The sequence below is a fragment of the Corallococcus sp. 4LFB genome (assembly GCF_046520365.1).
GTDB lineage: Bacteria > Myxococcota > Myxococcia > Myxococcales > Myxococcaceae > Corallococcus > Corallococcus caeni.
Window position 1 is genome coordinate 1 of sequence record NZ_JBKGHJ010001215.1, and the last position, 592, is coordinate 592.

Sequence of the window (592 nt, forward strand, 5' to 3'; positions counted from 1 at the left end):
GTCGCGGGCGAGGCCGAGGGGCCTCCCGACAGCGCCTTCTGGCACCGCGAGGCGCAGGACGGCCGCGGCAGCCTGGCGATGCGGGGCTTGCTCGAGCGCGCGCGGGAGCTGCGGCACGCGGGGCTGCCGGTGCGGGTGGTGGCGTTCGATCCGGGCGGCAAGGACCGCGACGACACGATGGCGGAACAGCTCCGTCAGGCGCGGAGCCAGGCGCGCGAGGACACCTTCATCGTGCTCGTGGGCAACCTGCACGCGCGCCGCGACGTGGGCGCGCCCTGGGACGAAAAGCTCCAGTTCATGACGCACCGGCTGCTCGAAGCGGAGCCCGGCCTGGTGTCGCTCGACGTGGTGAACGCCGGAGGCTCTGCGTGGGTCTGCCGAGGCATGACGGCGGACACCTGTGGCCAGCAGCCCCTGCGAGGCCAGGGCGAGGCGCAGGCCCTGGGAATCCGCCTCCAGAAGAAGGCGGATGATCCGGACGGCTACGACGGCACCTACTCCGTTGGAGCCTGAGCGCCTCGCCGCCCGCGTTCGGCGCCCCCCGCACCGCGACGCCCGCGCCCGCTGAGCCCCCTCCCTCCCGCCGGAGTGG

1 protein-coding gene is annotated in these 592 nt (G+C 74.5%); it reads left to right on the forward strand.

The annotated features are described in order from the left end of the window. The coding region (locus ACLEQD_RS45000) for a hypothetical protein (protein WP_410392007.1) at positions 1 to 513 on the forward strand (513 nt) is incomplete at its 5' end. Positions 514 to 592: the final 79 nt, after the last annotated feature.